The 25,010-nt window shown below is 44.9% G+C and carries 22 protein-coding genes; 21 read left to right on the top strand and 1 reads right to left on the bottom strand.

Features of this window, described 5'->3' with window-relative positions; all coding sequences use genetic code 11:
• The first annotated feature begins 3 nt into the window (after positions 1-3).
• Positions 4-1,125: an SAM-dependent methyltransferase gene (locus H580_RS24625; RefSeq protein ID WP_036605389.1), complete on the top strand. Its 1,122-nt coding sequence runs from the start codon at positions 4-6 to the stop codon at positions 1,123-1,125.
• A gap of 98 nt (positions 1,126-1,223) precedes the next feature.
• Here the strand turns inward: H580_RS24625 and H580_RS0116940 are convergent, their stop codons facing one another.
• Positions 1,224-1,460, bottom strand: coding sequence for a DUF2626 domain-containing protein (locus tag H580_RS0116940; RefSeq protein WP_028595836.1), 237 nt, complete (start codon positions 1,458-1,460; stop codon positions 1,224-1,226).
• A gap of 278 nt (positions 1,461-1,738) precedes the next feature.
• Between H580_RS0116940 and H580_RS0116935 the strand changes: the two genes are divergently transcribed.
• The 20 genes from H580_RS0116935 to H580_RS0116845 all read left to right on the top strand — a co-directional run bounded on the left by H580_RS0116935 (position 1,739) and on the right by H580_RS0116845 (position 24,853).
• Positions 1,739-2,383, top strand: coding sequence for an RsfA family transcriptional regulator (locus tag H580_RS0116935; protein WP_028595835.1), 645 nt, complete (start codon positions 1,739-1,741; stop codon positions 2,381-2,383).
• A 145-nt stretch (positions 2,384-2,528) separates the two neighbouring features.
• Positions 2,529-3,482 (top strand): ketopantoate reductase family protein, encoded by a 954-nt coding sequence (locus tag H580_RS0116930; RefSeq protein WP_028595834.1) that lies wholly within the window; start codon positions 2,529-2,531, stop codon positions 3,480-3,482.
• A gap of 23 nt (positions 3,483-3,505) precedes the next feature.
• Positions 3,506-3,892 carry a DUF3397 domain-containing protein gene (locus tag H580_RS0116925; RefSeq protein WP_028595833.1) on the top strand — a complete coding sequence of 129 codons (387 nt, stop codon included), beginning with the start codon at positions 3,506-3,508 and terminating at the stop codon, positions 3,890-3,892.
• 218 nt (positions 3,893-4,110) lie between these two features.
• Positions 4,111-5,742 (top strand): bacillithiol biosynthesis cysteine-adding enzyme BshC, encoded by a 1,632-nt coding sequence (gene bshC / locus H580_RS0116920; protein ID WP_028595832.1) that lies wholly within the window; start codon positions 4,111-4,113, stop codon positions 5,740-5,742.
• A gap of 145 nt (positions 5,743-5,887) precedes the next feature.
• On the top strand, positions 5,888-7,162 hold the full coding sequence (locus tag H580_RS0116915) for an adenosylhomocysteinase (RefSeq protein WP_028595831.1): 1,275 nt from the start codon (positions 5,888-5,890) through the stop codon (positions 7,160-7,162).
• A gap of 136 nt (positions 7,163-7,298) precedes the next feature.
• Positions 7,299-8,294 carry a DUF4349 domain-containing protein gene (locus H580_RS24620; RefSeq protein ID WP_051217511.1) on the top strand — a complete coding sequence of 332 codons (996 nt, stop codon included), beginning with the start codon at positions 7,299-7,301 and terminating at the stop codon, positions 8,292-8,294.
• Positions 8,295-8,447: 153 nt separating this feature from the next.
• On the top strand, positions 8,448-8,879 hold the full coding sequence (gene mraZ / locus H580_RS0116905) for a division/cell wall cluster transcriptional repressor MraZ (protein ID WP_028595830.1): 432 nt from the start codon (positions 8,448-8,450) through the stop codon (positions 8,877-8,879).
• Between the two features lie 72 nt (positions 8,880-8,951).
• Complete coding sequence (rsmH, locus tag H580_RS0116900) at positions 8,952-9,905, top strand: 16S rRNA (cytosine(1402)-N(4))-methyltransferase RsmH (RefSeq protein ID WP_028595829.1); 954 nt, start codon at positions 8,952-8,954, stop codon at positions 9,903-9,905.
• A gap of 13 nt (positions 9,906-9,918) precedes the next feature.
• Positions 9,919-10,305, top strand: coding sequence for a cell division protein FtsL (gene ftsL, locus H580_RS0116895; protein ID WP_028595828.1), 387 nt, complete (start codon positions 9,919-9,921; stop codon positions 10,303-10,305).
• 57 nt (positions 10,306-10,362) lie between these two features.
• Positions 10,363-12,543, top strand: coding sequence for a penicillin-binding transpeptidase domain-containing protein (locus H580_RS0116890; RefSeq protein WP_028595827.1), 2,181 nt, complete (start codon positions 10,363-10,365; stop codon positions 12,541-12,543).
• Between the two features lie 69 nt (positions 12,544-12,612).
• Positions 12,613-14,541 (top strand): stage V sporulation protein D, encoded by a 1,929-nt coding sequence (locus H580_RS0116885; RefSeq protein ID WP_028595826.1) that lies wholly within the window; start codon positions 12,613-12,615, stop codon positions 14,539-14,541.
• A gap of 18 nt (positions 14,542-14,559) precedes the next feature.
• Positions 14,560-16,047, top strand: a complete 1,488-nt coding sequence (locus H580_RS0116880; protein ID WP_028595825.1) for a UDP-N-acetylmuramoyl-L-alanyl-D-glutamate--2,6-diaminopimelate ligase — start codon at positions 14,560-14,562, stop codon at positions 16,045-16,047.
• Positions 16,044-17,456: a UDP-N-acetylmuramoyl-tripeptide--D-alanyl-D-alanine ligase gene (locus H580_RS0116875; protein ID WP_028595824.1), complete on the top strand. Its 1,413-nt coding sequence runs from the start codon at positions 16,044-16,046 to the stop codon at positions 17,454-17,456. Before H580_RS0116880 ends, H580_RS0116875 begins: the two co-directional genes overlap by 4 nt.
• Before the next feature lie 48 nt (positions 17,457-17,504).
• Positions 17,505-18,449, top strand: a complete 945-nt coding sequence (mraY, locus tag H580_RS0116870) for a phospho-N-acetylmuramoyl-pentapeptide-transferase (RefSeq protein WP_425414137.1) — start codon at positions 17,505-17,507, stop codon at positions 18,447-18,449.
• Positions 18,450-18,452: 3 nt separating this feature from the next.
• The gene (gene murD / locus H580_RS0116865; protein ID WP_028595822.1) at positions 18,453-19,880 is read left to right on the top strand and encodes a UDP-N-acetylmuramoyl-L-alanine--D-glutamate ligase; all 1,428 of its coding nucleotides are present in this window, start codon (positions 18,453-18,455) and stop codon (positions 19,878-19,880) included.
• A gap of 42 nt (positions 19,881-19,922) precedes the next feature.
• Entirely contained in the window at positions 19,923-21,020 is a 1,098-nt protein-coding gene (gene spoVE, locus H580_RS0116860; RefSeq protein ID WP_028595821.1) for a stage V sporulation protein E, read from the top strand.
• 5 nt (positions 21,021-21,025) lie between these two features.
• Complete coding sequence (murG, locus tag H580_RS0116855) at positions 21,026-22,132, top strand: undecaprenyldiphospho-muramoylpentapeptide beta-N-acetylglucosaminyltransferase (protein WP_028595820.1); 1,107 nt, start codon at positions 21,026-21,028, stop codon at positions 22,130-22,132.
• Between the two features lie 357 nt (positions 22,133-22,489).
• Positions 22,490-22,645 carry a hypothetical protein gene (locus H580_RS26845; RefSeq protein ID WP_084509305.1) on the top strand — a complete coding sequence of 52 codons (156 nt, stop codon included), beginning with the start codon at positions 22,490-22,492 and terminating at the stop codon, positions 22,643-22,645.
• 16 nt (positions 22,646-22,661) lie between these two features.
• Positions 22,662-23,948 carry a UDP-N-acetylglucosamine 1-carboxyvinyltransferase gene (murA, locus tag H580_RS0116850; RefSeq protein WP_028595819.1) on the top strand — a complete coding sequence of 429 codons (1,287 nt, stop codon included), beginning with the start codon at positions 22,662-22,664 and terminating at the stop codon, positions 23,946-23,948.
• Between the two features lie 47 nt (positions 23,949-23,995).
• Positions 23,996-24,853, top strand: coding sequence for a cell division protein FtsQ/DivIB (locus tag H580_RS0116845; RefSeq protein WP_245583583.1), 858 nt, complete (start codon positions 23,996-23,998; stop codon positions 24,851-24,853).
• Positions 24,854-25,010 lie beyond the last annotated feature (157 nt).

The following is a 25,010-nucleotide window of genomic DNA, read 5'->3' as shown; positions in this document are numbered from 1 at the left end:
GTTATGTTGTCGTCTAGTCAATCGTCTAGTCTCATTCATCGAATCCAACAAAGATTGTCACAATTTCCCGACTATCGTATGCCCTTTTCTATGTATATGTCAAGCTGTATGTATGATCAGGAGGGAGGGTACTACACGAAATCGAGCGAAAAAGTAGGGCCTGCTGGTGATTTCTACACGAGTGCATATATTGGAGATGCAATGGCTCTTATTATCGAACGTTACATTCGATTACGGTGTTCGATACGAGAGTGGAAAGATAAAACCTATCGAATCATCGAATGGGGGGCGGGAACTGGGAAGCTAGCAGAGCAGCTATTGAATGTCCTGCAGCATTCCGATTGCCGACCGCTGGAGTATGTTGTTGTCGAATCGAGCCCTTATCATCAAAGCATGATCAAGGAGCGATTAGCTAACAACGCATGTCCTATTCCAGTAATATGCTGGGACGAGCAAAATTATTTCGAACAGGCTGGAGAAATGCCTATTTTCTTGGTTGCTAATGAGCTGTTGGATGCATTTCCAGTGGAACGCATTCGACGGCAGAGCAGTAAGTTGGATCAGGCTTACGTAATTTGGAACGGTGACAAGTCTATATTCGAATATGAATGGGCTGAAGCCGAGGAGCATGTTATCGATTGGGCTAAACAGCATGATATAGGTTTGCAGGAGGGACAAATTTATGATGCAGGTATTGCTGCTTCAGAGTGGCTTGGACGCGTGTTACTAGCTGCAGTTGATATAGAGGGGGTATTCATTGATTATGGGGACGGTACGAGACAGCTTACGGGGGCGCATCGGATGAATGGAAGTTTGCTTTGCTATCGCAAGCATCAAGCTTATGATGATCCGTTTGCTGCTCCTGGCGATCAAGATATGACGGCTGATGTAGATTTTGATATAGCTGAACGCATTGCCTTTTTATCAGGATGTAAGGTCCTGCCTCGAATGGATCAAAAGCAATTTCTTGTAGAGAATGGTGTTCTTGATTTGCTGCAAGAGCATTCAGATGCGGATCCTTTTAGTGACAAAGCGAAAAGCAATAGAAAGATTAGGCAGCTTCTTTTGTCTGACCAAATGAGTGAACGGTTTAAAGTGATGACTGTTAGTAAAGGAATGGAATAAGCCTTATTGAAAGAAATTCTGTTGAATAGAAAAAGCCCGGAGCAGGTAGCTTCGGGCTCTTTGCTGTCATTCCTAGTCATGATAGTAGGGAGGTTAAGTTAGAATGGGTTGCTCATTTCGAATATCGTCCAGTAAGAGAAGCCCGTAAAGCAAACTAACATATACCCCCAGAATGACAAGATGTATGTACGTTCAGTGAGTTTTAAATAGCCAAGCAATACAAAGAAGGCGGTCTGTAGGAAGAATAACAACGCCATTTCAACCATGTGGCCTGCATAGGCCATTAGACCAATGACAAGTGTCCAAAATCCAAGTACGCGAAACATTCGTGCCACGATTAATCCCCCTCTCCATACAAAAGCTGCCAACTTTTCTATTGACATTATATCGTTCGACGCAATTGGTGTAAACTGCCAAGTGTGATGAATTGAAGATTTTTTCATATTGTTTAGCTTTATGTGCACTTACATGTACATTTCACGTATGTTTCCTAGAAAAAGTGGATATACATTTTAGTATCCGATAGATTCTATGAACTCTACTATGTGCATAGAGATGAAATGAAGCGGTGCTTACTATGAGCAATAATGATGTGTTGTTAGGAGGTTGTGGCATGACAGCCATTAGACAAGATGCATGGACAGCGGATGATGATTTGATTTTGGCAGAGGTAACGTTAAGGCATATACGAGAAGGAAGTACACAATTAGCTGCTTTTGAAGAAGTGGGAGAGCGAATTGGCAGGACGTCTGCAGCCTGTGGATTTAGATGGAACAGTTTCGTGCGTAAAAAATATGAGACTGCCATCCAATTGGCCAAATCTCAGCGCCAAAAGCGTAATTACGTGAAGAAACATCCAATCGGGGTACAGGTTGCTTCCATTGCTTTGGAAGATGCAGAACTATTAGCAGGGAAAAATGAAACTTTTACAGAAGAGTCATTGTCCATTGATTCAGTTATACGCTTTTTGCGCCAGTGGCGCAGCAACTATCAAGATCTTGCTCGCCAAGTGAAACAATTAGAACGCGAACTGTATGACAAAGAAGAGAAGCTGGCAAAGATAAGTAAGGAGAAAGAATACTTATCTAAGCAAGTAAACGAAGTTCAGACAGATTATCGTACGGTAAATGATGACTATAAAGCTCTCATTCAAATTATGGATCGAGCGCGTCGTCTAGCGATTTTGTCCGATGATGATGATGATAACAAGACAAGATTCCGTATGGATGCAAATGGTAATTTAGAGCGTATTGAATAGAATTGTTGAGGAATAGCAAGTACGATAGAAGAAGTGGATGAGCGTTCAACGATCAGGTTGGATGACATTCACTTTTTTTGTGTTTTATAAACAGGTCTGTTATAACTAACATATGAAATAGGCTGAAAGTTGTAGGTGGTAGAATATGAAATGGGATCTTATTGGCGGTGGGGCACTTGGTCTGATGTTCACGGCACGGTTGCTGCAACATGGCGAGCAAATTCGATTATGGACCCGTACATCAGAACAGGCAGAGGAACTGCGTCAAAAGGGCTTATTCCTAATAGATAGAAAGGGGGTTCAACAGCATTATCCGAACATTCATGCGTATCCATTAGATGAAGCTGAGCGTGTGTTGAAACGGTCAAATGAACCTATTAAGCGGCTTGGGCTGTTCATTAAGCAAACAAGCTTTACAGATGCATTTATGAAGCAGTTAGCGGTATTGCCAGTTGAGAAGGTAAGCAGCGTACTTTGTTTTCAAAATGGGATTGGACATGATGAGAAGCTCAAGCAGCTTTTTTCAGAAAATATGCTTGCTATGGCCGTGACGACTGAAGCTGCGAAACGGACATCCTCTTATGAAGTTACGCATACTGGAGATGGTGAGACTTGGCTTGGGAACGCGATTGACCCAAATAATGATGAAGTGCGTGTATGGTGTAATTTGTTCAAGGAGGCAGGATTTCAGGCATTTGTGTCGAACAACATCGAAGATAACATTTATCGCAAGCTGATTGTTAATGCGGTAATCAATCCTTTGACGGCCTTGCTTCGCTTGCGCAATGGAGAGCTGCTTCATAGTGAGAAGCGACTTCAGCTTATGCGTGAAGTATTTGAAGAAGTAATCGCGATTTATCGATTACAAGGCATACCTGTGCACGCAGATGAAGCGTGGGATAACCTCATTCGTGTATGCAGCGCAACTGCTAGCAATACATCATCGATGCTTGCAGATGTATTGGCTGAACGCACGACCGAAATCGATGCGATTACAGGACAACTGCTGCGGATTGCAGATGCGCATCAATACCATTCTCCTGCGCAAACCTATCTTTATCGAAGTATTCAGGCATTAGATCCGGCATTCTTATCGTAGGAAAGGAGTGAATCTTGTCCAAGATGTGGAATTGGATCTCTCAATCATTTATAACGTTGACTATACTTCCGTTCATTCCATTTATGGCGATATGGTTCATTTCAGCATTTTGGATAAAGAACAAGAAGAAATCGTTCCTTCTAGCTGTAGACATCACGAATGTATTCCTGATCGCTTCTGTGGCAGGATTGTATAATGTGGTGTTCCAATCTAATACAGGCTTATATGGAATTATGCTTATTATGCTCTTGGCTGCTGGATTGTTAGGAGGAGCTATGCACCGCAAGCGTGGCACGGTTAATGTGAAGCGACTTGTAAGGGCCATATGGCGCATTTCGTTTGTCGTGCTTGCTATTTTTTATTTCTTCTTGTTCTTTATGGGGATGTTCGTATATTTGAAGGATGTATAATAATCTAACCATAACGTCGAGTGCAGGACAACAATCATGTTTATATCATACATAATGTCACGGAAATAATCACATATATCATAGGTAAATCTTTAATAACTTGCTGCATATTTCGCTTTATTTAAGAGTGTTTAGGAATTAGATGGATCTGGCATGTTTTGTTTTGACGGGTCAAGCAGCGATGTGTAAAATCAAGGTTGTAGAGGAGGCGGCTTATAATGACAACTTGGGATACGTTGCCGGTTCCCGTATCACAACAATTAGCGAAACTTTACATAGAGCGAGATCCGGTTGTTGTGGAGCAGTTTTATGAATTTCATCCTGATGAGGATTGGCATAAGCGCGTCTCATGGGTTGATGAAGCAGCACATATGCGAGCAGACCGTTTTGAACTAGTCAACGTCCTTATGCAGTATCAACAGAAGGTGAACAATCACCCAGAAGCGATACGCTCTTTAGAGCGTCTTCAAGATAGTCAGGCTCTGGTTGTTGTAGGTGGCCAGCAAGGAGGGCTGCTTGGTGGCCCGCTGCTGGTTGTATATAAGGCGATATCGATCATTCGAATGGCGCAGGAGGCAGAGCAGCGCTTAGAACGTCCCGTTATTCCTGTATTTTGGCTTGCGGGCGAGGATCATGACTTCGATGAAGTGAACCATACCTATATGCTTTCTTCTCAATCTGGCATTCAACGCATTCGTTTGGAGCATTCACCTTCAGGGAGGCAGCCAGTGAGTCACTATCATGTAGATGAGAGTGAATGGGATGCAGTTATTGGGCAGTTGGAAGAACTCCTTCCTACTACTGAGTTCAAGGCGCCTATGTTGGAGCGTTATCGGATGGTTATGCAGGAGAGTTCATCGCTAACAGAGGCGTGCGCAAGACTGCTTGGTTATATGTTTGGTGAAATGGGGCTTGTCTTGCTTGATTCTGCTGATGAGCAATTACGTGCAGTGGAAGGGCCATTGTTCAAGTCTATCATTCAGCAGCAGGATGCTCTTCAACAAGCCTATGCACAAAGTGAACAAAGGATGAAATCCGCTGGTTATCCTATTCAGGCGGAACATGCTGAAGAAAGCGCTAATTTATTTGTGATGGAGCAAGGTGAGCGTGTACTTCTTATGCATCAAGATGGCGTATTTGCAGACAGAAAGCGCACGATTACATATTCACAAGCTCAACTGGAGCAGCTTACCGAGCAGCATCCTGAGCGATTTAGCAACAATGTGATGACTAGACCGCTTATGCAAGAATATTTATTCCCCGTGCTTGCTACGGTGTTAGGTGCAGGTGAGATCGCTTATTGGGCTCAAACGAAGGATGCGTTTTGTGCAATCGGCATGAAAATGCCTATCATTTGGCCGCGCATGGCGTTTACTTGTGTAGAGGGAACCTTGCAGAAATTACTGAACAAGTACGAGCTGCAAGTTGAACATATTTGCAATCAGTATGAAGCTAAGCGCGATGAATGGCTACTATCTCAAGATGAGCTAAAGCTGGACGATCGCTTTGCTCAACTGCGAGGAGATGTGGAGCATCAGTATGCAGAATTGTTAAGCGTATTGAATCAATCGCTACCCACTCTTGGCAAGCTAGGGGATATGAATCGTGACAAGGTGCTGGAACAGATTGATTATTTGCATAATCGAGCACAGGATGCTTTGAAGAAGCAGCATGAATCTGGGCTTAGACAGTGGGAGCGCCTGAAGCTCGCTTTGTGGCCGTTGGATCGTCCGCAAGAGCGAGTATTCAATATGGCGCTTTACGAGAATCGCTACGGAACTGATTGGTACAAAGTTATCATGGATGCGCCTGTCGTATGGCAAGGCGAACATCGACTTGTACCTATGTAACAACTAGAGCAGTATACAACTTGAGAGAAAGGGTCCGTGGTCATTAAGGAGCTATGTTCTTTGTTTTTAGATCATAGATGTTATGGTGTGAGCAGCTAGAGGCAAGTCAGACGACGTTTATTTTAAACATGTGGAGGGGTAACGTATGTCGACATCTACGAAAGCTTTGCAAAACAGCATTATTACAGATATCCAATTAGCACCAGAAGGACACTTGAAAATTGACTGGGTACGAGCTCATATGCCGGTACTTAATCGCATTCGCGAACAATTTGAGGCGGAGCAGCCTTTTAAAGGTTTGAAAGTAACGATATCTTTGCATTTAGAAGCAAAGACAGCTTATTTGGCGAAAGTCATTCAAGCAGGTGGAGCTGAGGTTACGATTACTGGCAGCAATCCGCTTTCTACTCAAGATGATGTATGTGCAGCGCTAGTGGAAGATGGCATTACGGTTTTTGCAAAATATAATCCGGATCCAGTTGAGTACAAGCAATTGCTCATTCATGCACTAGAAACAAAGCCTGATTTGATTATCGATGACGGTGGGGATCTCATTACGATTCTTCACTCTGAGCGTCCAGACTTACGACCGCAAGTTCGCGGTGGTGCGGAAGAAACGACGACAGGTATTTTACGCTTGAAATCGCTAGAGAAGGAAGGACAACTGGCTTTCCCGATGGTAGCGGTGAATGATGCATTTTGTAAGTACTTGTTTGATAATCGCTATGGAACGGGTCAATCCGTATTCGATGGTATTAATCGTACGACTAACCTAGTCGTAGCTGGTAAAACGGTTGTCGTTGCTGGATATGGGTGGTGCGGTAAAGGTGTTGCAATGCGTGCAAAAGGTCTCGGAGCACAAGTTATCGTCACGGAAATTGACAGCATCAAAGCAGTGGAAGCTTACATGGACGGATTTAGTGTCATGACGATGGAAGAGGCTGCGAAGCTAGGGGATATTTTCGTTACGGTAACAGGTAATCGTGATATTATCCGCGGCGAACATTACGATGTGATGAAGGATGGAGCTATTCTATCCAACGCCGGACATTTTGATATTGAGGTTAACAAGCCTGAATTGGCAGTTCGCTCGGCTAATATTCGCACCGTTCGACGTAATATTGAAGAATACAAGTTGAACGATGGACGCAGCATATATGTGCTCGCTGAGGGCCGTCTTGTTAACTTGGCAGCTGGTGATGGACATCCAGCGGAAATTATGGATATGACGTTCGCTCTTCAAGCGATGTCATTGAAATATGTCAATGACCGCTATCAAGAGCTTGGACAGCACGTCATTAATGTACCTTATGAGCTTGATGAGCAAGTAGCGCGTTTGAAGCTGGAATCGCTCGGTATGCGTATTGATACGTTGACGGATGAACAGAAAAAATATTTAGACAGCTGGCAAGAGCATTAATCCACTTTTTAATAAAATAAGGATTATAATCTTGTTCACCATAGAAGGCATCGTGATGCAACATCACGATGCCTTTTTGCGTCTAGAGATAGATTTGTAGGTAAAATAATCCAGTTTGATGAAAGGGGGAAATGTGGTGTGTAGATCTGTAGAGAGGAAGAAGAGAAAGCTAGGGAATAGAATAGCACTGCATGTATGTGTACTTTTACTTATTTTCTCGGCGATGTTGGCAGGATGCGGCAGCTCAACAAGCTCAACAAGTTTAACAAGTTCAGAAGCGAAGACAGAAACGCTTGGAACTCAATCCGATAGCAAGAATCAGCAGAATGCTCAAGAGATGGCTAGAAATGAAATCCAAACAGAAACTTCAAATTCAGAAAATAATCAAACAGCCGATCAAGAGCAAGTTGCAGCACAACCAGCCGCCGCACAGGATCGCAAACTTGTCTACAAAGCCGAAATTACGATGGAAGTAAAGGAATATGATGCAGTTAAGCCGTCTATCAACAAGCTGATCCATCGTACAGGTGGGTATGTTACGGAATACTCGGATACACAAAATGCTCATGAGCATGGTGGTGTATATACCGTTCGAGTACCGGTTGATAAGTTTCAGGCTATCATAACGCAGTTGGAGCAATTGGATGTAGAACGTTTTGAAAGAAGCTACACGACACAAGATGTAACGGAGGAATACGTAGATCTTGAATCTAGACTTAAGGCGAAGAGGTTGGTTGAATCACGATTGCTTGGTTACATGGAGAAAGCGACGAAAGCGGATGACTTGCTCAGCTATTCCGATACTTTGGCCACAACGCAGGAGGAAATTGAGCGAATTGTTGGGCGTCAGAAATATTTGAATAATCTCGTTTCGATGTCGACGATTCAGCTTCGTGTCTATGAGTCATCGGAGAACATTGCTGCGAAGAAACTAGAAGAGGCATTCGGAGAACGGATTGGACGGACGCTTACTAACAGTTTGGAGGCGCTCGTAGAACTTGGAAAAGGGATATTGCTTGCAGCAGTAGCAGTGCTGCCATTTGTTATTGTTTTTTCCATTCTCGTCTCCCCGATCGTATATATAGTACGGCGCAGAAGGCATTCTCGCGGCTCGTCAAAACAGAAAGAGTAGACAAGCGATGGGCATAATAAAAAGTTAGCATAATTAGGAATAACAAAAATCCTGCTTGCAAAGCAGGATTTTTTAATTTTATAGCGAATAAGTATTGCGTTAGTGGTGGAAAGTGGGGACATGTGGTGAATAATAGGGAGGATGTGGTAGGCGATGTTTATGGGCGAATATCAGCACAGTATCGATGACAAAGGCCGCCTTATCATTCCTGCTAAGCTGCGTGATAACCTAGGCACCACATTTGTATTGACTAGAGGATTGGACCAATGCTTGTTTGTTTATCCTATGGATCAGTGGAAGCAACTGGAGCATAAGCTGCAGGCGCTGCCGCTTATGAAAGCTGACGCTCGCGCATTCACTCGGTTCTTTTTTTCAGGTGCTTCTGAGTGTGAATGGGATAAACAAGGCCGCGTTAACATTCCGAATCATCTACGTGAATATGCCAAGCTGGAGAAAGAATGTATGGTCATCGGCGTGCAAAATCGAGTAGAAGTGTGGAGCAAGGAAGCTTGGGAACACTATGTCAATGAGTCCGCTGCTGCCTTTAGTGAAATTGCGGAAACATTGGTCGATTTTAACTTCTAATAAGAAGCATCACCCTGCCATGCTTCAACAAAGGCAACAGCTAGAAGGAAACGGAATGTAGGAGGAATTTACTTGTTTCATCATGTCACGGTTCTAAGAGAAGAGTCGGTGGATGGATTAGCCATTCGACCTGACGGCATATATGTAGATTGTACTTTAGGGGGAGCTGGGCATAGCGAGTTAATCGTCTCTCAGCTATCGCCAGAAGGAAGATTAATTGGGCTCGATCAAGATGATTGGGCACATGACAACGCCAAAAATCGTCTAGCAGCCTATTGGGATCGAGTTACACTCGTACGGACGAACTTCCGTCATTTAGAGCAAGCGTTGAAACAGGCTGGGGTACCTGAAGTAGACGGTGTACCTCAAGTAGACGGCATCTTATTTGATCTAGGTGTATCATCACCACAGCTTGATGAGGGTGAGCGTGGATTTAGTTACAATCACGATGCTCCGTTGGACATGCGAATGGACCAACAGGGGCTGTTAACCGCATATGACATTGTGAATACATGGTCTGAAGCTGAGATTGCCAAAATTTTATTCGTGTATGGCGAAGAGAAATTTTCACGTCGTATTGCGCGTGTCATCATCGAAGAGAGAGCGAATCATCCTATAGAAACGACAGGCCAATTAGCTGAGCTTGTGAAGAAGGGAATTCCTGCTGCTGCACGCCGTACTGGCGGTCATCCGGCGAAGAAGAGCTTCCAAGCATTGCGAATCGCTGTTAATGATGAGCTCGCTGCTTTTGAAGATGCTTTACAGCAAGCGATACGTTGTCTGAAGCCTGATGGGCGTGTTGCAGTCATAACGTTCCATTCGTTAGAGGATCGTATTTGTAAGCAGACGTTCCAATCTTATGTGGGGACATGCGAATGCCCACCTGATCTTCCAATGTGTGCATGTGGAGCCAAAGCTGTGCTGAAGCTCGTCAATCGTAAACCGATCGTTCCGAGCCAATCGGAGCTTGAACATAATCCAAGATCGCGATCTTCCAAACTGCGGGTCGCGGAGAAGTTAGATTGAAAGGAGCAAAGATATGGCATATGTAAGAGGCAACTTGGCTGTTAAGCCGAAGTACAAGCCACCTGTACGACAACGTGAGCGTCAACCGCATAAGAAGCAGCAGGCTCCTCGCAAGTCGACGTTGTCGGCAAAGGAGAAGTTGCTGTATTTGTTCACGATTGTGTTCTGTGTCCTGATCGCAAGCGTGCTCATTTATCGTTATGCCATTATCTACGAGACCAATAAAAATGTGCAGACCCTCAAACGTCAGACAGAGGCGCTGCACGCCGAATCGAATGTGCTCAAAGTAGAGAAAGAGAAAAAGTCCGATTGGGCAAGAATTGAGCAATTCGCTAAAGACAAAGGTCTCAAAATGTCAGATAAGCCGAATGACATCATTGCACCTAAAATTACACGTTAATGGAATTTGGGAAGATGCCTACCATTAACAACAAGTGCAGACAATAAGGAGTACGGTATGGTTAAGCGCATCAAATTACGAACGATAATTATAGGAGGGATATTCTCCCTCTTTTTTGTTATTTTAATTAGTCGGTTATTTTGGTACCAAGTGTGGAATGTGGACTTTTGGATGGAGGAAGCTAAGGCGTCATGGTCTGCTAACAAAGTACTTGATGCTAAGCGAGGGACGATCTATGACCAACAAGGTAATGTGCTGGCAATGGATGCTCCCGCGTACACAGTAGCCGTTAATCCTAAAGTCATTCAGTCGCTGAAGACAGACAGCAAGTTGATTGAAAAAAATATAGATGTTGAGAAGCTTATCGTAGAGCAGTTGCATCAGGTGCTTGGTAAGCCCCAAGACGAGCTCTATGAGTTAACACGAAAAAAAGGTTCGAATGGGGAGTACCTGATTCATCGAGAAGTCCGTAGTGAAGGATGGAAAATTGATCAAGAACCTGCCGATAAGCTGAATACGTTCATTTCCGACTTGAAAAAGCAATCCGGGAAGGCGGATATCGGCTTATATTTAATGCCTGACAGCAAGCGCTTCTATGCAAAAGGAAATATGGCGTCCCATGTGCTTGGTTATTTGGACAAGGAAGAGAAGCCAGTTGGCGGCGTAGAAGTTATGTTTGACGAAGCATTGAGCGGGCAGGACGGCAGTGTCTATTATGAGAAAGACCGTATCGGCAATAAGCTGCCTTCTGCTTCGGAAATGTATAAGCCTGCAAAGGATGGAAAGAACGTCTACTTGACGATTGACCAAACGATACAGCAATATATTGAAAGCTCGATGCAAAAAGTATACAACCAGTATCGTCCGCAAAGTATTACCGCAATTGCAGCTGATCCGAAGACGGGAAATATTTTAGGACTGGCGAATATGCCTACCTTTGATCCGAATCGCTATTGGGAAGCAGAGAACTTGTCTGCCTTCTACAACCATGCGGTACAATCGCGCTATGAGCCAGGCTCTACATTCAAAATTGTAACCTTGGCTGCCGCGGTGCAAGAAAATATTTTTAATCCGAATGCATACTTCCAATCCGGTTCTATTCGAGCGGGTGGCCGTCGAATTAGTGACCATAACAATATTGGTTGGGGAACGATTACGTATTTGGAAGGCTTGAAGCGTTCAAGTAACGTTGCCTTCGTTAAGCTCGGATATGAGCAGATGGAAAAAGAGACTTTTAAATCTTACATCGAATTGTTTGGCTTTGGTGTACCAACAGGCATTGAATTGCCCGGAGAAAATAAGGGATACCTTGGATTCCAATATCCAGCAGATTACGCGGCTGCTACTTATGGTCACGGTCAAGTAACGGTTACTCCTATTCAGCAACTTATGGCTGTTTCTGCTGTTGCGAATGGTGGTAAATTGATGAAGCCAAATATTGTCCAGAAGATTGAGGATCCAGCTAGCGGAACTGTAGAGCAGCGTAAGCCAGAAATGGTAAGACAAGTCATCGATGAGTCGACTGCGAAACAAGTTAGCGAGTATTTGGAGCAGGTTATATCCGACCAGAAAATTGGTACAGGTAAGAACGCCTACATGGAAAGCTACCGTGCTGCTGGTAAAACAGGTACAGCCCTCAAAGTTGTTAATGGGGAATATGACAGAGAGCGAGCGGTTGTCTCTTTTATCGGCTATGCGCCTGTTGAGGACCCTCAAATTGTTGTGCTTATTGTTGTAGATGATCCAAAGGATTATATCTATACAGGCGGGGGGATGGTAGCGGCTCCGATGTTTAAGGATATCGTCTATAAATCTCTCCGTTATATGGGAGTTCCTACGACGCAGGAAAGAAACAAAGTAAGTTCCAAGAGCAGCGAAAGCAATTTCGTCAAAGCTCCAGATGTAAAAGGGTTAAAACCTGCTGAAGCGAAGAAAAAGCTTGCGGAACAAGGGATTTTATATGAAATGATAGGGAATGGTCCAACGATTAAAGATCAAGTTCCTAAAGCAGGAGAGTGGCTTGCCACAGACCAGCATCTGTATTTGCTAACGGGTGAAGCTGATAAGATGTCGTTGCCGGACTTGAAAGGAAAATCACTGCGTGATGTGATGGAGATTTGCTCCTTACTTGATAGGAAAGTGCAAGTAGAAGGCGAAGGCTTTGTTACTTCCTACGAAGAGAAAAATGAAGGCGGGCAGCGTACAGTATATGTAAAATTGGCACCGAAGAGCAAGTAGCTTGTTCTATCCCCCAAATGATTCGAATAGGTTGATTATGAACCAATGTCGGACAAAGGAGGGGTAGGCGTGAAAGTGTCAGCATCGACGGTGCGCAATCGTCTCGTAATCGGCATTGCGCTTATGACAGTTGGATTTATGGCTCTTATTATTCGTCTTGCCATTGTACAATTATGGCAAGGAGATGAAATCAGTGCGAAGGCAGAGGAATCGTGGAGACGCAACATCCCGGTTACAGCGAAACGTGGTGAAATTGTAGATCGGGATGGTGATCGTCTTGCCTATAATGTCAGCTCTCCGAGCGTTATAGCTGTTCCTGCTCAGATTAAAGATGCGGAGTCAACAGCGGCCAAGCTGTCTCCGCTTCTCGGCATGCCAGCAGAAGAGATTAAGCGCATCATTACAAAGCGACAATTGACGATGAAGCTTAAACCCGGTGGGCGAAAGATTTCTGTTGAAAAGGCAAAACAAATTCGCGAGCTGCGCTTGCCTGGTATTGTCGTATCCGAGGATAACAAGCGATATTATCCTTATACGGATTTAGCAAGTCATATACTTGGCTTTACAGGTATAGACAATCAAGGGTTGTCCGGACTAGAAGAGCGCTATAATTCAGCTTTAAGCGGCAAAAATGGCAATGTATCTTTTCTTACCGATGCAGCTGGACGAATGATGCCAAATTCAAGTGAAAAGTACATGCAACCACGGGATGGTTTGAATTTACAATTGACGGTTGACAAAGATATACAGACAATAATGGAGCGGGAGTTAGATCAAGCGATGCTGGATCTGAATCCTAAACATATTGTTTCGATTGCGATGGACCCGAACACAGGAGAAATATTGGCGATGGCGAGTCGACCTAATTATTCACCGGAACGTTTCAATGAGTATCCAGCAGATGTTTACAATCGTAATTTACCTGTATGGATGACATTTGAGCCGGGTTCGACCTTCAAGATTATTACATTGGCTGCTGCATTAGAAGAAGGTAAAGTAGATTTGAAGAACGAGCATTTCTTCGATCCCGGTCGTGTTGAGATTGGGGGGGCACGCCTGCGCTGTTGGAAGAAAGGCGGTCATGGCAGCCAAACGTTTTTAGAAGTTGTTGAGAATTCCTGCAACCCTGGTTTCGTTGCTTTGGGCAATCGACTAGGGAAAGAAAAACTGTTTGAATACATACGCAATTTTGGGTTCGGACAGAAGACAGGTATTGACGTAAGTGGTGAGGCAAGCGGTATACTTTTTAAGTTGGATCGTGTCGGACCTGTTGAGCTTGCGACGACTGCGTTCGGACAAGGGGTGTCTGTCACTCCGATTCAGCAAATTGCGGCAGTATCCGCGGCCATTAATGGCGGTAAATGGTTTAAACCGCATATAGCGAAGCGATTTATCCATCCTGAGACTGGGATGGTGGTAGATGAGATTGAACCTGAAATGGTAAAGCAAGTGATTTCACCTGAAACTTCTGCTAAAGTACGTGATGCGCTTGAGCATGTGGTAGCGCAGGGGACAGGTCGCAACGCATTCATTGATGGCTATCGTGTCGGAGGTAAGACAGGTACTGCTCAAAAGGTTATTAATGGAAAGTACTCACCTGATGAGCATATCGTTTCCTTTATTGGATTTGCGCCTGCCGATGATCCCAAAATTGTTATTTATACAGCAGTTGACGATCCGCAAGGTATTCAATTTGGTGGACTGATTGCCGCTCCGATTGTGAAGCGGATTATGGCGGATTCCTTAGAAGTTCTTGGCGTTAAGCCGCGTGAGAAGCAAGTGCCAAGAGAATACCGCTTTGACGAGCAACCGCTTGTCACGGTACCAAATCTTGTGGGGAAAACATTATCAGATCTATACGAAGATATGAACACGAACTTTTTATTATCCAAATCCGGCTCTGGACAAACGGTCATTCACCAAGCACCGAAGCCGGGAACCCGTGTAGATAAAGGTTCTACAATACGTATTTACATGGGAGAAGAGATGGAGGAATGATAGATGACAACATTAAATATGAATCTAACTGAAGCAGCTTCTACACTACTAACCTCCACGTTAATTGGAGACCAAACGACTACGTTTACAGGTATAGCAATTGATTCGCGCCTCGTTCAAGCAGGCGACTTGTTCTTCTGTATATCAGGTACTGCACAGGATGGTCATCAATATGCGCCTAAAGCTGTTGAGCAAGGTGCTGCAGCGCTTGTCGTAGAGCGTCAATTGGAGCTTGATATCCCACAATTAATCGTAAAAGAGGCTCGTCATGCTTTGGCTGTTATTTCGAACGCATTCTATCGTTATCCGAGCCAAGAAGTGAAGCTGATAGGTGTGACGGGTACGAATGGGAAAACAACAACGACGTATTTGATTGAGCGCATCTTGCAAGATGCTGCAATCTCAACAGGCGTTGTCGGCACAATTGAGATGCGTTATGCAGGCCAAGTATTCCCGATGTCTGGAACAACGCCTAGCTCCTATGACCTGCAACGCTCTTTGCGGGATATGGCTGATCAAGATGTTAAGGCCTGTGCAATTGAAGTATCATCTCATGCCCTTGAGCAGCTTCGAGTAGCTGGTAGCCGCTTCCGCGTGGCTGTGTTTACCAATCTTACCCAGGATCATCTTGATTATCATGGCTCGATGGAAGCGTATCGTGATGCGAAAGGATTGCTCTTCTCGCGACTTGGCAACACATACAGTGCTACTGAGCAAGAACGCTCTTATGCAGTACTGAATGCTGATGATGAAGCAAGTGCAGTATTTAAGCGCATGACGACTGCTGAGACTGTCATGTATGGCATGCACGAGGGTGCAGACGTTAGAGCGACAGATATCCGCATTACAGCACAAGGCACGAAGTTCCATGTGCATACGTTTAAAGGCAGTGCAGACATTCAGCTTCGTATGGTTGGTAAATTCAACGTTTACAATGCACTTGCTGCCATTTCCGTTGGTCTGATTGAAGGTATTGAATTGTCTGCGATCGTGAACAGCTTGGAATCGATTGAAGGTGTTGCAGGTCGAGTAGAGGCGGTTCAAGCAGGCCAACAGTTCTCTGTCATCGTTGACTATGCACACACACCAGATGGATTGGAAAACGTATTGCAGACGGTGAAAGAGTTTGCAGAAGGTCGTATTTTCTGTGTGTTTGGCTGCGGTGGGGATCGTGATCGTAAGAAGCGTCCGATCATGGGACAGATTGCTGCTCGCTATGCAGATTATTTGTTAGTCACTTCAGATAATCCAAGAACAGAGGTTCCAGATCTGATTTTGGTTGATATTGAAGAAGGATTAAAGGCTGATAAGGTAAGTGAAGAGCGCTATGAGCTCATCGTTGATCGTAAAGCTGCGATTACAAAAGCTATTGAAATGGCAAGCCCTAACGATGTAGTATTGATTGCGGGGAAAGGGCATGAAACTTACCAAATCATTGGAACGGAAATACTTGACTTCGATGACCGTAAGGTTGCCGAGGAAGCGATAAGGGGAATCGGTTCGTGAATGAACGTAGTTTAGCAGCTATTGCTGCTATGTGCGGCGGTGAGTTGGTACATCCAACTCACGCTGCCATTGCGGTTAATGGCGTATATACAGACTCACGACAAACTAAGCTAGGTGCATTGTTCGTTCCGCTATCCGGGGAACGCTTCGATGGGCATGTTTACGTCGAACAAGCTATACAAGATGGTGCAGCTGCTGCACTGTGGCAAAATGATCATCCGCAGCCCAATGCTGACCTTCCATTAATTTTAGTAGAAGATACGTTAGCTGCATTGCAGCAATTAGCTCAGTCTTATATTCAAGAGCTTCCTGTACAGATTGTTGCTGTGACAGGAAGTAACGGCAAGACGACAACGAAGGATCTCGTCGCTTCTGTGCTGTCTGCACGTTATCGTGTGCATAAGACAGAAGGAAACTTCAACAATCATATTGGGCTTCCGCTTACGGTGCTTAATATGGCTGAAGATACGCAAATTGCTGTTCTAGAAATGGGCATGAGTGGACGTGGGGAAATTGAGCTGCTTACGAAGCTCGTCAAACCGCATGTTACAATTGTAACTAATGTGGGCGATGCTCATTTGCTTCAGCTTGGATCCCGCAAAGAAATTGCTAGAGCTAAGATGGAAATTATTAGTGGACTTCGTGAAGGTGGCTTGTTTATCTGTCATGGAGATGAACCACTAATAACAGAGGTGCTGGAGGAACCAGCAACGGTTCAACCTGCTTCCATGAAGACGGTTAAGTTTGGCCTGCATGCTTATTGTGATTATAAGCCAGATGCGATCATGCAATCAGAAGAGGGAATCAGCTTTACCTTATCGTCCGAAGCGTTTGGCCCAATGATGTATCGATTGCCAATACTGGGTCAGCACAATGTGATGAATGCATTGGCCGCGATTGCAGTTGCGCAGCATTTCGGAGTGCCGCAGCCGCTTATTGCAGAAGGTCTTGAGCGAGCTAGAATATCGGGCATGCGCATCGAGAAAACAGTGACGCGTGATGGCTGGACCTTGTTGAATGATGCCTACAATGCGAGTCCTACTGCTACTAAGGCTGCATTGCAAGTGCTGGCAGCCATGCCGAAAGATGATACAGCGAAGCGAATTGCTATTTTGGGCGATATGCTGGAGCTTGGTGAGACGGAGGAACAGCTGCACTATGAGGTAGGGACTGCGATTACGCCAGAGATGGCTGATGTCGTGCTTACGTATGGCAGGCTTGGTAGAGCGATTGCAGAAGGTGCTGCAACACAGCTGTCAGCAGATGCTGTTCAAGCATTTGATAGCAAGGATGAGCTGCAACATTACTTTGCTGCCATCGTCAAAGAAGGAGATGTCGTGCTGTTGAAGGCGTCTCGGGGAATGAAACTTGAGGAAGTTGTGAAAGACTGGATACATGCTCAGCATTAAACCGGTCAGGCGTAGCGGGAGGTGTAAGGATTGGATTTCAAATTAATCATGATGACAGTCGGAGTATCGTTTATCCTAGCCGTTATATTAGGCCCGTTATGCATTCCGTTGCTGCGTAGGTTAAAATTCGGTCAGCAAGTGCGTGATGACGGGCCCAAGGCTCATTTGAAAAAAGCAGGGACACCAACGATGGGCGGTATTATTATTTTACTTGCTTTTACGTTGGCATACTTGAAGTTCTCCGTTATTAATACAGATTTCTATGTGCTGCTTGTAGCAACACTAGGATACGGCCTTATCGGCTTTTTGGATGATTATATTAAGATTGTGTTTCGTCGCTCACTAGGATTAACGGCGATGCAGAAACTATTTGGACAGCTGTTTTTTGCTGGAATCGTGTGTGCATTGCTCATTAAGATGAACCACAGTACGTTTGTCGGTATTCCAGGCACAAGCGTAGGTCTTGATCTGGGTTGGTTCTATTATATTTTTGTTGTCTTGATGCTTATGGCGATCAGCAATGCCGTTAACTTTACAGATGGAGTGGACGGTTTGTTGTCCGGTTCTAGTGCAATTGCGTTTGCTGCTTTTGCGATTATAGCTTTACAAACATCAGAAATTAGCGCGGCTGTTTGTGCGGCTGCTATGGTAGGTGCGGTACTTGGATTTCTGGTATTCAATGCGCATCCAGCTAAAGTGTTCATGGGAGATACCGGCTCACTAGGTATTGGTGGGGCGATGGCGGCAGTGGCCATTCTTACGAAGACAGAGCTTCTCTTTATTATTATTGGAGGAGTATTCGTAGTGGAGATGCTGTCTGTTATTATCCAAGTTGTCTCTTTCAAAACTCGTGGCAAGCGCGTATTCAAAATGAGTCCTATCCATCATCACTTTGAATTGTCAGGTTGGTCTGAATGGCGTGTCGTCATTACGTTCTGGGCAGCTGGCATTGTGTTGGCTGGACTCGGACTATGGATAAACAAGGGGTTGTAATCGATGAATCAACCAGACACGTATCGCGGTAAATCAATCGTTGTTCTTGGGATGGCGAAGAGCGGTTCTGAGGTAGCGAAGCGTTTTCATGCGCTTGGTGCAAATGTCAAGGTTAATGATAAGAAAGAACGACACCTATGTCCCGAAGCTTCTGAATTAGAAGCTTTGGGCATTTGTGTTGTATTGGGAGGGCATCCAGCGGGTCTTATTCATGACCAAGTATCCCTCGTTGTGAAAAATCCAGGTATTCCATATACAGCAGAACCTGTTCAGCAGGCATTGGCTCTTGGGATCGAGGTCGTAACCGAGATTGAGGTTGGCTATCATTTATGTCAGGCACCTATTATCGGTATTACGGGCAGCAATGGTAAGACAACAACAACAACATGGGTAGGCAAAATGCTTGAGTCTGCACAATTGAAGCCGCTCGTGGCAGGCAATATTGGAACGCCTTTCAGTGGAGTGGCACCTACAGTAGCTGCGGATCAAACGGTTGTATTAGAGTTGAGCAGTTTCCAGCTAAAAGGGACAACTTCTTTCCGTCCGCGTGTAGCAGCGTTGTTGAATGTAGTAGAGACCCATCTCGACTATCATGGATCGATGGACGACTATGTGGACTCGAAGCTTAAATTATTTTCTAATATGACAGCTGATGATATTGCGGTCTTGAATGCAGAAGATGCTATGTGTCAGTTGGCGGCATCGCGTATCCAAGCTCGTGTATGGAAGTTCTCCTCATCCAATGAAGTAGAGGTGGGCACGTATGTGGAGCCTGCCTATGGAGCTGAGGGGACGACGGACCTTACTTCTCGTCAGGTGATGTTCCGTGATGAAGCAGGAGCGACGCACCGTATTGTCGATGTAGCTGACATCGGGCTGGCTGGACGTTTTAACGTGGATAATGCGTTGGCGGCATGTGCTATTGCTTTGGCTGCTGGAGCGCGTCCTGAGCAGCTCGTAGAGCCCTTGCGGCAGTTCAAAGGGGTTGAGCATCGTTTGGAGTGGGTACGAGAGCACAATGGCGTACGGTACTTCAATAACTCCAAAGCGACGAATACCATTGCGACACAAATGGCACTGGAAGCTTTCCCAGGCTCTATTATTCTTATTGCAGGCGGCTTAGACCGTGGACTAGCGTTCAAAGAACTTATTCCTTATTTTTCAGAGAGAGTCAAAGCGATTGTAACGATGGGCCAGACACGAAATGTTTTGCGCAGTGTAGCTGAGCAAGCAGGTCTGAAAATGATTCATGTCGTCGACACTGTGGATGATGCAGCGCTTGCTATTCAGGAAGCCGTTCAGGAAGCAGAGAAATTTGCACAGCCAGGTGATCTCATTCTCCTATCTCCAGCGTGTGCAAGTTGGGATATGTTCCCTTCGTATGAAGAGCGTGGACGAATGTTTAAGGAAGCGGTGCATACTCTTAAGTAGAGGGGTGTTCAAGCCTCTACATTGTCCAATGAGGTGTACCGCATGGTCAAAGCTAAAACCGCGCCCGATTGGTGGCTAATCGTTGCCGTTGTATCGCTTCTCGCGATCGGTATCGTCATGGTGTACAGTGCAGGTTCAGTGCTTGCTTTTCATGATTATGGAGACTCGTATTATTTTGTGAAGCGTCAGCTGTTATTCGCTGTGTTGGGGATAGCAGCGATGTTTGTCACGATGAACGTAGACTATCACGTCTGGAAACGTTATGCTAAAGTCGGATTGGTTATCTGCTTTGCCTTGTTAATTATCGTATTAATTCCAGGATTAGGAGTTGTACGTGGTGGTGCACGAAGTTGGCTTGGTATCGGGTCGTTTGGTATACAACCTTCTGAGTTTATGAAACTTGCTATGGTTGTTTATTTATCCTATCGCCTATCCGAATCTCAGCATACCATAACGAATTTTATTAAAGGGTTAATGCCAGCGCTGCTTATTATGGGGACAGCTTTTGGACTTATTATGCTGCAACCAGACCTTGGTACAGGTACCGTTATGGTGGGAGCTTCGTTATTGGTTATATACATATCAGGAGCTCGTATTCAGCATTTGATGTCCCTGGCTTTAGTAGGGGTTGCAGGATTTGTTGCTCTCATATTGGCCGCGCCCTATCGGTTGCTTCGCATCACAGCTTTTCTCGATCCTTGGAAGGACCCCCTTGGTTCGGGCTATCAAATTATTCAATCGCTTTATGCGATCGGTCCGGGCGGCTTGACAGGATTAGGATTTGGAGCGAGCCGCCAAAAATACAGTTATATGCCAGAACCACAGACAGACTTTATATTCGCTATCCTAGCAGAAGAGCTTGGTTTCATTGGTTGTACAGCAGTTATAATTCTTTTTATGATTGTAGTATGGCGGGGAATGCGGGCAGCGCTCGCGGCACCAGATATGTTTGGAAGCTTGCTTGCTGTAGGTATCGTGGGGATTGTTGCGGTACAAGTCTTAATCAATGTGGGAGTCGTTATTGGTTTGATGCCAGTTACAGGCATCACGCTGCCGTTAATTAGCTACGGAGGATCTTCTCTTACTTTGATGCTGACGGCTCTCGGCATATTGCTTAACATATCACGTTATGCGAGGTGAATCACATGCGCGTCGTCCTTAGCGGCGGAGGAACAGGGGGACATATTTATCCTGCACTTGCCATCGCGCGGGAATGCGAAAAACGCGATCCCAAAAGCACTTTTTTATATATTGGAACAGAACGAGGATTGGAAAGTAAGCTTGTTCCAGAAGAGGGAATTTCATTTGCCTCGATTGATATTACGGGCTTTAAGCGTAAACTTTCACTTGATAATGTGAAGACGATAATTCGCTTCATTCAAGGTGTTCGTCGGGCGAAACAATTGCTGAAGGAATTCAAGCCTGATGTTGTCATTGGAACGGGTGGTTATGTATGCGGACCTGTTGTATATGCGGCAGCTAAGCTGGGGATCCCTACGATTGTCCATGAGCAAAATGTTATTCCAGGCTTGACGAATAAGTTTTTGAGCCGTTATGTGGATACGGTGGCTGTAAGTTTTGAAGACTCAAAATCGTATTTTGCAAAGGCCAATCATGTGCTTTTCACAGGCAACCCACGGGCTACCGAAGTTGTGGAAGCAAGTCGTGAGCGGGGCTACGCATCACTTGGTTTGCCTACCGGAAGTCCTATTGTCATGGTTGTTGGAGGAAGTCGCGGGGCAAAAGCTATAAACGAAGCAATGATAGGGATGCTTCCTCACTTGAAGCGCCTACCGGATGTTCATTTCGTTTATGTGACTGGGCAAAATTATTACGAGGAGACGCGTAAGGCGGTTCTAGCAGGCAGTCAGAGCATTCGCAACCACTTACACGTTCTTCCCTACATTTCAAACATGCCTGAGGTGTTGGCTGCTACAACAGTTGTCATCAGTCGTGCGGGTGCCTCTTCCTTGGCGGAGATGACTGCGCTTGGTATTCCTTCTATTTTGATTCCGTCTCCAAATGTGACGAACAATCATCAAGAGGCGAATGCACGTTCATTAGAGCAGGCTGGCGCAGCTATTATGGTGACTGAAGCACAGCTCAACGCTGCTGCGCTATTTGGTCAAATCGAACAGTTGTTAAACAATGAGGATAATCGAAAGCAAATGTCCGAGCGAGCTAAAGCGTTTGGACAACCTGATTCAGCGACTCGAATTGTTAATGAAATGGTAAGGCTAAAGGGCAAATGATATTTGCCCTTTTTGCTATTTTCGAGCATATTGCTCCTTAGGCGTCTGTCACACAACATAATCCGCTGACATACTATGGTTTATAAATCGTGACAACGTCCTACATGACCTAATTAGCTATATGTCCATACTGCTATGATGTAATGAGCAGTTCGGAAAGGTGCGCATTAGGGCTTCGGATATGGTTAGGGCATCTCCAAAAAGTTTGGTGGGCCGTTAATAGGTATGTCGATGCGCATGGATATGAGGAGTCACGAATCTCACAATCAGCTGAGGTTGTACTGGAGACAGAGGAATTGGCGGTGAGGGGATCGTCGTCGGGGCGCAGCTTCCACTTCCACGAAGCAGGCCAATTTCATTGTAAACACCGGGCAAGCAACAGCGTCTGACGTGCTCACCCTGATAGTAGGGATTCAGCAGGGAATACGGCGGATGGCTAAAATGGCTACAAAGAAAGCCCATAATAGCCTACAAAAGCTGAAATCAAACTTATTGGTGGTGGGTGAGCGGTAATCTCGGAGGTGATACATTGGACAAATTGGTGATAGAGGGTGGAAGGCCCCTTTCTGGAACCATTCGTATCCAAGGAGCGAAAAATGCCGCATTGCCTATTATGGCAGCTGCCATCTTAACTGACGGTGTTATCCAGTTGGATCGCATTCCTAAGCTGCTGGATATTGATGTGATGCTTAACATCCTTAGACGTCTAGGATGCAGAGCGACGCAAGAAGGTCATACCGTCATTCTGGACAACAATCATATTCATGGTTCACATGTCCCAGAAGAAATGATGCGGCAAATGCGGTCTTCCATCTTCTTAATGGGGTCGCTGTTAGCCAGATTCAAAGAGGTGCACATTTACCAGCCTGGTGGTTGCGCGATTGGCGAACGGAAGATTGATCTGCATCTAAGGGGCTTGCAAAGTCTAGGTGCCAAGCTTGAAATTGTTGGGAATCGGATTTCGTGCACAGCAGAACGATTAATCGGTAATGATATCCATCTTGATTTCCCAAGTGTCGGTGCGACAGAGAATATTATGATGGCTGCAGTTCTAGCAGAAGGCAAAACCGTGATTACGAATGCTGCACGGGAGCCTGAAATTACGGATCTGCAAAACTTTCTGAATGCGATGGGTGCCAAAGTTTCCGGTGCAGGCAGCGATACAATTATTATTGAAGGCGTAGAGAAGCTGCATGGCTGTCGTTATGAAATTATTCCTGATCGAATTGTAACGGGAACCATTATGATCGCAGCTGCAGCTACTAGAGGCGCTGTTACGCTTATGAATGCGGATGCCACTCATCTTACGTCATTGATTCATATTCTCAGGCGTGCTGGTGTTCAGATAGCTATTAGTAATGATATAATTAATGTTACGAGCTTTGGACGTGCAAAGGCGGTTGAACGCATTGTCACTTCTCCGTACCCTGCATTTCCAACAGACCTTCAGTCTCAGTTGATGGTACTGCTGTCGCTGGCCGACGGAGTGAGTACGATGAAAGAGACCGTGTTTGAGGGAAGATTTAAGCATGTAGATGAGCTGACCCGTATGGGGGCAGACATTCGTGTCGACTTGAGCAGTGCTTTTGTCAAAGGCACACCGCGTCTATACGGTGCTACGGTGGAAGCGACAGATCTTCGGGCTGGTGCGGCCTTGGTCATTGCTGGCTTGGCGGCACAGGGCAGAACGGTTGTCGAACATGTGCATCATATTGATCGTGGATATGAGCGCATTGAGCAGCTCTTTAGCAAGCTAGGAGCTAATATCAAACGTAGTTCAGCAGTAGCTAAGTTAGATTTTGCTAATGGTGGATAAATAATAATTCATGCATCCCCTCCGTTTTTGGAGGGGAGAGTAATTCCGTGCAATTGTACATGTCTACCATTTGTGTTGGACAAGTATTATTGTTACTATGGAAGGGAATGGAATTTTTGCAAGCGAGAACAATTCCAGCGCTGCCTAACAAGCCTGAGCGCAAACGGAAAAGTAAACGTATATTGTGGCTAGTTATTCTGTTGTGCATCGTACTTCTAGCCGTACTATTCTTTCGATCTCCGATAAGCAAAATAGATAAAGTTACTTTTATTGGTCAAACCTTTGTTACTTCAGAACGGCTGGGTGAAGCCACTGGATTAGTAGCGGGGGCTCCTTATTTTACGGTTTCTGAGAATGAAGTGGTAGCTAATATTAAGTCTACATTTCCATTTGTGAAGTCTGTTAAAGTGAACAAGCATTTCCCAGGAAAAATAGAAGTGTTTGTAGAAGAGTTCGAAGCGGTTGCTTATGAGCTGGATGCTGAAGGCGAAGTGTTAGCAAGTCTAGTGAATGGGAGCAGCGTTTCGTTATCTGAGATGAAGGCAGTCGTACTGGAGAAACCGCTCTTGACGGGGTGGAGAGACAAACAAGCGCTTGAATTAAAAGCAAAGTTGACGAAACAATTGATCCAAATTCCTGACAGTTTGCTTGCAGACATTTCAGAAATCGTATATGATCCATCTGCTTCCTTTTCAGATCGAATCAGGATGTATACGCGCTCTGGATTTGAAGTTATAACGACAGTAGATTTATTGCCCACTAAACTTGCTTATTTAAGTGGCGTTGTAGAAACACAAGAGCCAGGACGTATTACGATGTTGAAAGCAGACTCCTATATCTCGTATACTAACCTTGCAAAGAATGATCATGATGTGCTAGACGAACAAAAAAACTCTACTCAATAAACCAATTAAATGATAGAATAAACGTTATGGTATTTCCCATCCGTTCCTTCTTTTTTCTTCAATGTTTTGTCATATATTGACGCTATATTATAGTGTTCCTGATGATTTCGGGACAAAATTGTAGAAAAAAGAGGGAATGACTTGTTGGCGTTGAATA

The organism is Paenibacillus assamensis DSM 18201, from assembly GCF_000422445.1.
Classification (GTDB): domain Bacteria; phylum Bacillota; class Bacilli; order Paenibacillales; family Paenibacillaceae; genus Paenibacillus_B; species Paenibacillus_B assamensis.
Note: the sequence above shows the minus strand (reverse complement) of the source record. Positions and strands in the feature narration are given on the sequence as shown.

Excerpts from the sequence above, each read along its gene's own strand:
- H580_RS24625 (WP_036605389.1), top strand. The coding sequence starts at position 4 with ATGTTGTCGTCTAGTCAATCGTCTAGTCTCATTCATCGAATCCAACAA.
- H580_RS0116935 (WP_028595835.1), top strand. The coding sequence starts at position 1,739 with ATGACAGCCATTAGACAAGATGCATGGACAGCGGATGATGATTTGATT.
- H580_RS0116930 (WP_028595834.1), top strand. The coding sequence starts at position 2,529 with ATGAAATGGGATCTTATTGGCGGTGGGGCACTTGGTCTGATGTTCACG.
- H580_RS0116925 (WP_028595833.1), top strand. The coding sequence starts at position 3,506 with ATGTGGAATTGGATCTCTCAATCATTTATAACGTTGACTATACTTCCG.
- bshC (WP_028595832.1), top strand. The coding sequence starts at position 4,111 with ATGACAACTTGGGATACGTTGCCGGTTCCCGTATCACAACAATTAGCG.
- H580_RS0116915 (WP_028595831.1), top strand. The coding sequence starts at position 5,888 with ATGTCGACATCTACGAAAGCTTTGCAAAACAGCATTATTACAGATATC.
- mraZ (WP_028595830.1), top strand. The coding sequence starts at position 8,448 with ATGTTTATGGGCGAATATCAGCACAGTATCGATGACAAAGGCCGCCTT.
- ftsL (WP_028595828.1), top strand. The coding sequence starts at position 9,919 with ATGGCATATGTAAGAGGCAACTTGGCTGTTAAGCCGAAGTACAAGCCA.
- H580_RS0116890 (WP_028595827.1), top strand. The coding sequence starts at position 10,363 with ATGGTTAAGCGCATCAAATTACGAACGATAATTATAGGAGGGATATTC.
- H580_RS0116880 (WP_028595825.1), top strand. The coding sequence starts at position 14,560 with ATGAATCTAACTGAAGCAGCTTCTACACTACTAACCTCCACGTTAATT.
- mraY (WP_425414137.1), top strand. The coding sequence starts at position 17,505 with ATGATGACAGTCGGAGTATCGTTTATCCTAGCCGTTATATTAGGCCCG.
- murD (WP_028595822.1), top strand. The coding sequence starts at position 18,453 with ATGAATCAACCAGACACGTATCGCGGTAAATCAATCGTTGTTCTTGGG.
- spoVE (WP_028595821.1), top strand. The coding sequence starts at position 19,923 with ATGGTCAAAGCTAAAACCGCGCCCGATTGGTGGCTAATCGTTGCCGTT.
- murG (WP_028595820.1), top strand. The coding sequence starts at position 21,026 with ATGCGCGTCGTCCTTAGCGGCGGAGGAACAGGGGGACATATTTATCCT.